Source organism: Pseudomonas syringae group sp. J309-1 (assembly GCF_032582135.1).
In the GTDB taxonomy this organism is placed as follows: Bacteria; Pseudomonadota; Gammaproteobacteria; order Pseudomonadales; family Pseudomonadaceae; genus Aquipseudomonas; species Aquipseudomonas quasicaspiana.
Map to the genome: position 1 here is coordinate 1 of NZ_JAWHNU010000108.1, position 7,048 is coordinate 7,048.

The 7,048-nt window shown below is 57.9% G+C and carries 7 protein-coding genes; 3 read left to right on the forward strand and 4 right to left on the reverse strand.

The features are described 5' to 3' along the window. Positions 1–483: 483 nt before the first annotated feature. The 3 genes from RX972_RS28740 to RX972_RS28750 all read left to right on the forward strand — a co-directional run bounded on the left by RX972_RS28740 (position 484) and on the right by RX972_RS28750 (position 2,370). Complete coding sequence (locus RX972_RS28740; RefSeq protein ID WP_027901293.1) at positions 484–1,404, forward strand: SPFH domain-containing protein; 921 nt, start codon at positions 484–486, stop codon at positions 1,402–1,404. 10 nt (positions 1,405–1,414) lie between these two features. Next, positions 1,415–1,858: an NfeD family protein gene (locus RX972_RS28745; protein WP_099268361.1), complete on the forward strand. Its 444-nt coding sequence runs from the start codon at positions 1,415–1,417 to the stop codon at positions 1,856–1,858. Positions 1,859–2,046: 188 nt separating this feature from the next. Continuing rightward, complete coding sequence (locus tag RX972_RS28750) at positions 2,047–2,370, forward strand: DUF2388 domain-containing protein (RefSeq protein ID WP_027901291.1); 324 nt, start codon at positions 2,047–2,049, stop codon at positions 2,368–2,370. A gap of 59 nt (positions 2,371–2,429) precedes the next feature. On the opposite strand, the gene gcvH is transcribed toward RX972_RS28750, so the two are convergent. The 4 genes from gcvH to RX972_RS28770 all read right to left on the reverse strand — a co-directional run bounded on the left by gcvH (position 2,430) and on the right by RX972_RS28770 (position 6,863). After that, positions 2,430–2,813 carry a glycine cleavage system protein GcvH gene (gene gcvH, locus RX972_RS28755; protein ID WP_316880661.1) on the reverse strand — a complete coding sequence of 128 codons (384 nt, stop codon included), beginning with the start codon at positions 2,811–2,813 and terminating at the stop codon, positions 2,430–2,432. Positions 2,814–2,859: 46 nt separating this feature from the next. After that, the gene (gcvT, locus tag RX972_RS28760; protein ID WP_316880663.1) at positions 2,860–3,942 is read right to left on the reverse strand and encodes a glycine cleavage system aminomethyltransferase GcvT; all 1,083 of its coding nucleotides are present in this window, start codon (positions 3,940–3,942) and stop codon (positions 2,860–2,862) included. A 156-nt stretch (positions 3,943–4,098) separates the two neighbouring features. After that, on the reverse strand, positions 4,099–5,715 hold the full coding sequence (locus tag RX972_RS28765) for an ABC transporter permease (RefSeq protein ID WP_099268363.1): 1,617 nt from the start codon (positions 5,713–5,715) through the stop codon (positions 4,099–4,101). 146 nt (positions 5,716–5,861) lie between these two features. Then, positions 5,862–6,863 (reverse strand): extracellular solute-binding protein, encoded by a 1,002-nt coding sequence (locus tag RX972_RS28770; protein ID WP_099268364.1) that lies wholly within the window; start codon positions 6,861–6,863, stop codon positions 5,862–5,864. Positions 6,864–7,048 lie beyond the last annotated feature (185 nt).

Below are 7,048 nucleotides of genomic sequence, written 5' to 3' on the forward strand. Positions count from 1 at the left end.
GGCAAAATGCCCCGAACAGGTCGAGGCATTTTTTTGGTTATGCGGTGAGGCTTGGGTTTTCACACAGTCTGCACAGGTTTTGCACAAGCTTGAGAGGCTACCAACCTGTGGGAGCTGAGCTTGCTCGCGATGAACGATAACGCGGTGTGGCCGTGAAACCGCGTCGCCAGTATCGCGGGCAAGCCCGGCTCCCACAGGGATTAGCGATCCGCCTGAGATGGTTATCTCTGGGAGATCCTATGTTGGCCTGCAAGGGGTGATCCCGGTGGGAGCGAATTCATTCGCGAAGAGGGCGGTACATCCGCATCTATTTATCTCCTGAAATACCGCCTTCCCGAATAAATTCGGTCCCACTGGATAGCGCCGCTCTTAAGAAATCACTCATATCCAGAACCAATATTCCTTTGAATCATTGGCTTTCTGTAGCCAAAGTCTGACTAAATAGCCCCCCTGATAAACGTTCGTAACCAACAGGGAAATGTTATGCAACTGGGCAGTGTGGTTTTACTCTTCGTTGCGCTGGCGATCGCCATCGTATTCATGGGCTTCAAGGTTGTGCCGCAGGGCTACCAATGGACGGTCGAGCGCTTTGGTCGATACACGACAACCCTCAAGCCGGGTCTGAACATCATCGTGCCGGTGATGGACCGCATCGGACGCAAGATCAATGTCATGGAAAGCGTGCTCGACATCCCTCCTCAGGAAGTCATTACTGCTGACAACGCGACGGTACAAATCGACGCTGTGTGTTTCTTCCAGGTCGTGAACACCGCGCAGGCGGCCTACGAGGTGAACAACCTCGAGCATGCCATTCGCAATCTCCTGCAAACCAACATCCGTACCGTGCTCGGCTCCATGGAGCTGGACGCAATGCTCAGCCAGCGTGACAACATCAACGAGCGCCTGCTGCGTACCGTGGATGAAGCGACGGCCCCGTGGGGCATCAAGATCACCCGTATCGAAATCAAGGACATCAGCCCGCCTGACGACCTGATGGCGGCGATGAGTGGCCAGATGAAGGCCGAGCGGATCAAGCGCGCGCAAATCCTCGAAGCCGAGGGCCTGCGAGCGGCGGCGATTCTGACTGCCGAAGGCAAGAAGCAGGCGCAGATTCTTGAGGCTGAAGGTGGTCGTCAGGCCGCTTTCCTCGAATCTGAAGCGCGTGAGCGTCAGGCCGAAGCAGAAGCACGCGCCACCCAGGTGGTGTCCGAGGCCATTGCCAGCGGCAATGTCCAGGCGGTCAATTACTTCGTTGCGCAAAAGTACATCGATGCACTGGGCAAACTGGCTTCAGCCAACAACAGCAAGGTCATTCTCATGCCTCTGGAGGCCAGTCAGGTCATTGGCGCTGTGGGCGGTATCGGCGAAATCGTCAAAGCTACCTTCGACAGCAAGAAGTCCTGAGGCACGCCCTATGGAATACCTGCAAAACCTGTCGTTCTGGGACTGGCTTGGGCTGGGCACCATCTTGCTGATTCTCGAAGTATTCGGCGCGGGCGGCTATCTGCTGTGGATGGGCGTGGCGGCTGCAGCGGTAGGGGTCATGACATTCATCATTCCAGGGATGATCTGGACTTTTCAGTTCCTGCTGTTTGCGGTGACCTCGGTGCTGACCGCGTTGTATTGGTGGCGACGTCAGCGCACGGTGAACCGACCCTCGGATCAGCCCGGTCTGAACATGCGCGGCCAGGAACTGATCGGTCGCGTGTTTACCGTACAGAACGAGATTGTCGATGGGCGGGGCAAGATCAAGGTTGGCGACAGTGTGTGGCTGGTGAACGGGCCTGATACCCCGGTCGGTAGTCAGGTGCGGGTGATCGGTCAGGACGGGGCGATATTGCGGGTTGAGGCGCTTTGAATAACACCTGACCCCTGTAGGAGCGCGCTTGCCCGCGATAGCGTTGAGTCTGGCACCGGTGTGCTATCTGGAAGACTGCTATCGCGGGCAAGCGCGCTCCTACAAGTGTCGTCGCATCCACCACGGAACTACCGCATCACTCCCGTTATCAAAGAGTTTCAGAACAATCACTGTTGGAGTACCTCATCATGCGTCTCAAGCTCGCTGTCGCCACGTTTGCTCTGCTTTCTCTCCCGGTTGGTTCAGCAATGGCCGACGCTGGGTTCTGGCGTGATGTCATTTCTTCTGGCGCCACTACCGGCTCCACTTACCTGACCTTCAAGGATCACAAACTGATCGTTGCTGCTCAAGACGACGCAGGCAGCTTTGTTGCCAGCGACGGCGGCATCCGTGGTCCTTTCCTGGAAGCTGCCATCCAGCAGGTTCGCAGCGAGAACCCAGGCCTGAACGCTTCGGACATGGATCTGGCCAACGCCATCCTGGCCAAGAATCTGGTTGCTGAAAACCAGTAATTCAGAGTTAAAAAAAATGCCGCTCAATGAGCGGCATTTTTTATGGCTGGCTGTTCGGCTTACTCGCCGATAGCTGCCTTGTAGCCTGCAGCGTCCAGCAGTTTCGCCAGATCAGCATCGGCAGCACTTGGCTTGATTTTGAAAATCCATGCACCGTAAGAGTCGTTGTTCAACGATTCTGGCGCGTCGCCCAGTGCTTCGTTGACTTCCACGACTTCGCCAGCAATCGGCGAATAGATATCGGAAGCGGCTTTCACCGATTCAACGACACCCGCAGCATCACCAGCGGCGAAGACTTTGCCGATTTCCGGCAGTTCAACGAACACCACGTCGCCCAGTGCTTCCTGAGCATGGTCAGAAATGCCCACGACAATCAGGTCACCTTCTTTCTTTGCCCATTCGTGGCTATCAGCAAAACGCAGTTCGGCGGGGATATTGCTCATTTAGTCATCCTCAACATCGGGTCAGCGGTAAACCCGCCAGGAAAATTCAGATCAGGGCTTTGCCATGACGTACAAACGCGGGCTTCACCACGCGAACCGGGTACCATTTGCCGCGAATTTCGACTTCGGCACGGTCAGCAGTGGCCATTGGCACGCGTGCCAAGGCAATCGACTTGCTCAGCGTAGGAGAGAAACTACCACTGGTGATCTCTCCTTCGCCAATTTCTGCGATGCGCACCACTTGATGAGCGCGCAAAACGCCGCGCTCTTCCAGCACCAGACCAACCAGTTTGGAGCCAATGCCCCGTGCGCGCTCGGCTTCCAGAGCGGCACGGCCGATGAACTTGCGGGAGGCAGGCTCCCACGCAATAGTCCAGGCCATGTTGGCTACCAGTGGCGTGACTTGCTCGTCGATGTCCTGCCCGTAAAGGTTCATGCCTGCTTCAAGACGCAGGGTATCTCGTGCGCCCAGACCGATTGGAGAAATGCCAGCGCCCACCAGATCGTTGAAGAAGCCAGGTGCCTGTTCAGACGGCAGAATGATTTCCAGGCCGTCTTCGCCGGTGTAGCCGGTACGTGCGATAAACCAGTTGGCGTCTACGCGCCCTTCAAACGGCTTGAGCTGGCGGATCAGTTCAGCACGGGAGGCGGTGACCAGTTCGGCGATTCTGGCGCGGGCGTTGGGCCCTTGAATGGCCAGCATCGAAAGATCATTACGTTTGTTCAGTTGCACATCGAAGTCATTCAGATGCACAAACATCCAGGCGAGGTCTTTGTCGCCGGTAGCCGCGTTGACCACCAGACGATAACCGCTGTCAGTGAGGTAAACGATCATGTCGTCAATAACCCCGCCGTCGTTGTCGAGCATCGCGCTGTAAAGCGCTTGCCCCACATCCTTCAACCGGTCGACATCATTGGCGAGTAAATACTGCAGCCAGGTTTTTGCCTGACTGCCGGTTACATCAATCACATGCATGTGTGAGACGTCGAACACACCGCAATCCCGGCGCACCTGATGGTGCTCCTCGACCTGCGATCCATAATGCAACGGCATGTCCCAACCACCAAAATCGACCATCTTCGCGCCCAGGGCGAGATGCAGGTCAAAAAGCGGCGTGCGCTGTCCCATGGGTTTCTCCTTCCGGGCGTGGCGAAGGTGCGGACAGGCAAAAACGCTGACATGCCCCCTGTGTTTCGGGGTTTGGAGCAGATAGCGACATGTCGAACAGTCTGACAGACCACACCGATTGCGGCGCATTGTAGCCGCAAGGCTGTAGACCCGCACCTAACGAAATTGGCGGGCCGAGCGTCGGATCAAACCGATGACTGGCAACAGACCAACCAGGACCAGCGTCAGCGCGGGCAGGGCGGCGCGGGCCCATTCGCCCTCGCTGGTCATCTCGAAGATGCGCACCGCCAGCGTGTCCCAGCCGAACGGGCGCATCAGCAGGGTGGCGGGCATTTCCTTGAGCACATCGACGAACACCAGCAACGCTGCACTGAGTGCGCCAGGGACCAGCAGCGGTAGATACACCTTGAAAAACAATCGTGGCCCACTGACACCCAGACTGCGTGCTGCTTCCGGGAGGGAAGGGCGGATGCGTGACAGGCTGTTTTCAAGCGGCCCGTAGGCTACGGCAATGAAACGCACCAGATAAGCCAGCAGCAACGCAGCCAGACTGCCCAGTAGCAAAGGCTTGCCTGCACCGCCCAGCCAGCCGGAAACCGGAATGACCAGCACGCGATCGAGATAACTGAAAGCCAGCATGATAGAAACGGCCAACACTGAACCTGGCAGTGCATAGCCCAGATTGGCCAGGCCAACCCCGGAGTTGATCGCCGGGGTCGGTGCCAGACGGCGGGCAAACGCCAACACAAGTGCCACGCTTACGGTAATCAGCGCGGCGATGCCGCCCAGATACAAGGTGTGCAGGATCAGCCCGGTATAACGCTCATCCAGATCGAAGCGCCCGCGTTGCCAGACCCAGACAATAAGTTGCAACAGCGGGACCGCGAAGGCGCAGATGAACACCAGTCCACACCAGCAACTGGCAGCCGCCGCTTTGAGTCCGCGAAGGTGGTAAAGCGCCTTGACCCGAGGCCTTTCGTTGGTCGCCCGGCTCGCACCTCTGGCTCGGCGTTCGCCGTAGAGCACGATCATCACCGCCAGCAGCAACAGGCTGGCCAGTTGCGCTGCGCTGGAGAGGCTGAAGAAGCCGTACCACGTTTTATAAATCGCGGTGGTGAAGGTATCGAAGTTGAACACCGACACCGCGCCGAAGTCGGCGAGGGTTTCCATCAGTGCCAATGCCACACCCGCACCAATGGCCGGACGTGCCATGGGCAATGCGACGCGCCAGAACGCTTGCCAAGGTGTTTGGCCAAGCACTCTGGCGGCCTCCATCAAGCCTTTGCCCTGGGCAAGAAACGCTGTGCGCGCGAGCAGATAGACGTACGGGTAGAACACCAACACCAGCACGATGATCACGCCGCCGGTGGAGCGTACGCGTGGCAGTCGCAGCCCGGTGCCGAACCACTCGCGAAGCAAAGTCTGCACGGGGCCTGCAAAATCCAGCAGCCCGACGAACACAAACGCCAGCACATAGGCGGGAATCGCAAACGGCAGCATCAACGCCCAATCCAGCCAGCGCCGACCGGGGAATTCGCACAGGCTGGTAAGCCACGCCAGACTGACGCCCAGCAGCGTGACCCCGATGCCCACTCCCAACACCAGTGTCAGCGTATTGCCCAGCAGGCGTGGCATCTGGGTTTCCCAGAGGTGGGACCAGATCTGCATGTCGATGGTTTGCCACGACAGCAGCAAGACGCTGAGCGGCAGCAGCACCAATGCAGCGATGGCGAAGACCAGTGGATACCAGCGGCGTTGGGCGGGATGGGCCAAGGGATGGACCTTAAAAGCATGGTTACGACATGGGCCTGTAGGAGCGCGCTTGCCCCCGATAGCTATCTTTCTGTCGAAAACTCTTCGGCTGAATAAACGCTATCGCGGGCAAGCGCGCTCCTACATCGGCAGGCGTCAGGCTGCGATCAATTCCAGCCCACCCGATCCATCATGCGGATCGCTTCGGCCTGGCGCTTGCCCGCAATTTCGACCGGAATGGTATCAGCCTTGAACTGACCCCAGCTCGCGACTTCTTCGGATGGGGCGACTTTCGGGTTGGCCGGGAATTCCTGATTGGTGCCCGCGAAGATCGCCTGTGCTTCAGGACCAGTCATCCACTCGACCATGGCCTTGGCGGCTTCCGGGTGCGGAGCATATTTGGTCAGGCCGATACCGGACAAGTTCACGTGTACGCCGCGGTCTGACTGGTTCGGCCAGAACAGCTTCACTGCCAGATCAGGATTTTCCTTGTGCAGTCGGCCATAGTAGTAAGTATTGACGATGCCGACATCGCACTGACCGGCGTTAATCGCTTCCAGCACCGCGATGTCATCAGAGAACACGTCGGTGGACAAGTTGTTCACCCAGCCCTTGAGGATCTTCTCGGAGGCCTCGGCACCATGGGTTTCAATCAGCGTGGCAGTCAGCGACTGGTTGTAAACCTTTTTAGCTGTGCGCAGGCACAGACGACCCTCCCAGTCCTTGCCAGCCAGGGCTTCGTAGGTCGTCAGCTCTTCGGGCTTAACACGATCAGTTGAATAGGCGATGGTCCGGGCGCGCAGGCTCAGGCCGGTCCAGCTGTGGGTCGACGAGCGATACTGCGCAGGAATGTTGGCGTCGATCACCGGAGAGGTGAACGGCTGCAGAATGCCCATCTGCTCGGCCTGCCAGAGATTACCCGCATCGACGGTGAGCAGCAGGTCGGCAGTGGCGTTTTCGCCCTCGGCCTTGATGCGCTGCATCAGCGGCGCTTCCTTGTCGGTGATGAATTTGACCTTTACGCCGGTTTTGGCGGTATACGCATCAAACACCGGCTTGATCAGCTCATCAATCCGGGATGAGTAAACCACTACCTCATCGGCAGCCTGTGCGGTGCTGCCGAGCACTGTCAGTGTCAAAGCAGCCAGAAGACGCTTGCTTGCCTGCATGGAGAGGTCTCGCGTTGGCAAAATGAGGCGAAATGGTAGTGAATCCCATTTGCCAAGTCTGGATAGACGAGTAACAGAATGTTGCAGCTGGCGAGCAATGTGCAATACCTGTGGGAGCCGGGCTTGCCCTAATGCCAGTCAGTTAAGGAATTGACTTGTCCGTCCACCGAGAATAAAAAACGGGC

Coding starts and splice junctions, on each gene's coding strand:
- RX972_RS28740 (WP_027901293.1), top strand. CDS start 484: ATGCAACTGGGCAGTGTGGTTTTACTCTTCGTTGCGCTGGCGATCGCC.
- RX972_RS28745 (WP_099268361.1), top strand. CDS start 1,415: ATGGAATACCTGCAAAACCTGTCGTTCTGGGACTGGCTTGGGCTGGGC.
- RX972_RS28750 (WP_027901291.1), top strand. CDS start 2,047: ATGCGTCTCAAGCTCGCTGTCGCCACGTTTGCTCTGCTTTCTCTCCCG.
- gcvH (WP_316880661.1), bottom strand. CDS start 2,813: ATGAGCAATATCCCCGCCGAACTGCGTTTTGCTGATAGCCACGAATGG.
- gcvT (WP_316880663.1), bottom strand. CDS start 3,942: ATGGGACAGCGCACGCCGCTTTTTGACCTGCATCTCGCCCTGGGCGCG.
- RX972_RS28770 (WP_099268364.1), bottom strand. CDS start 6,863: ATGCAGGCAAGCAAGCGTCTTCTGGCTGCTTTGACACTGACAGTGCTC.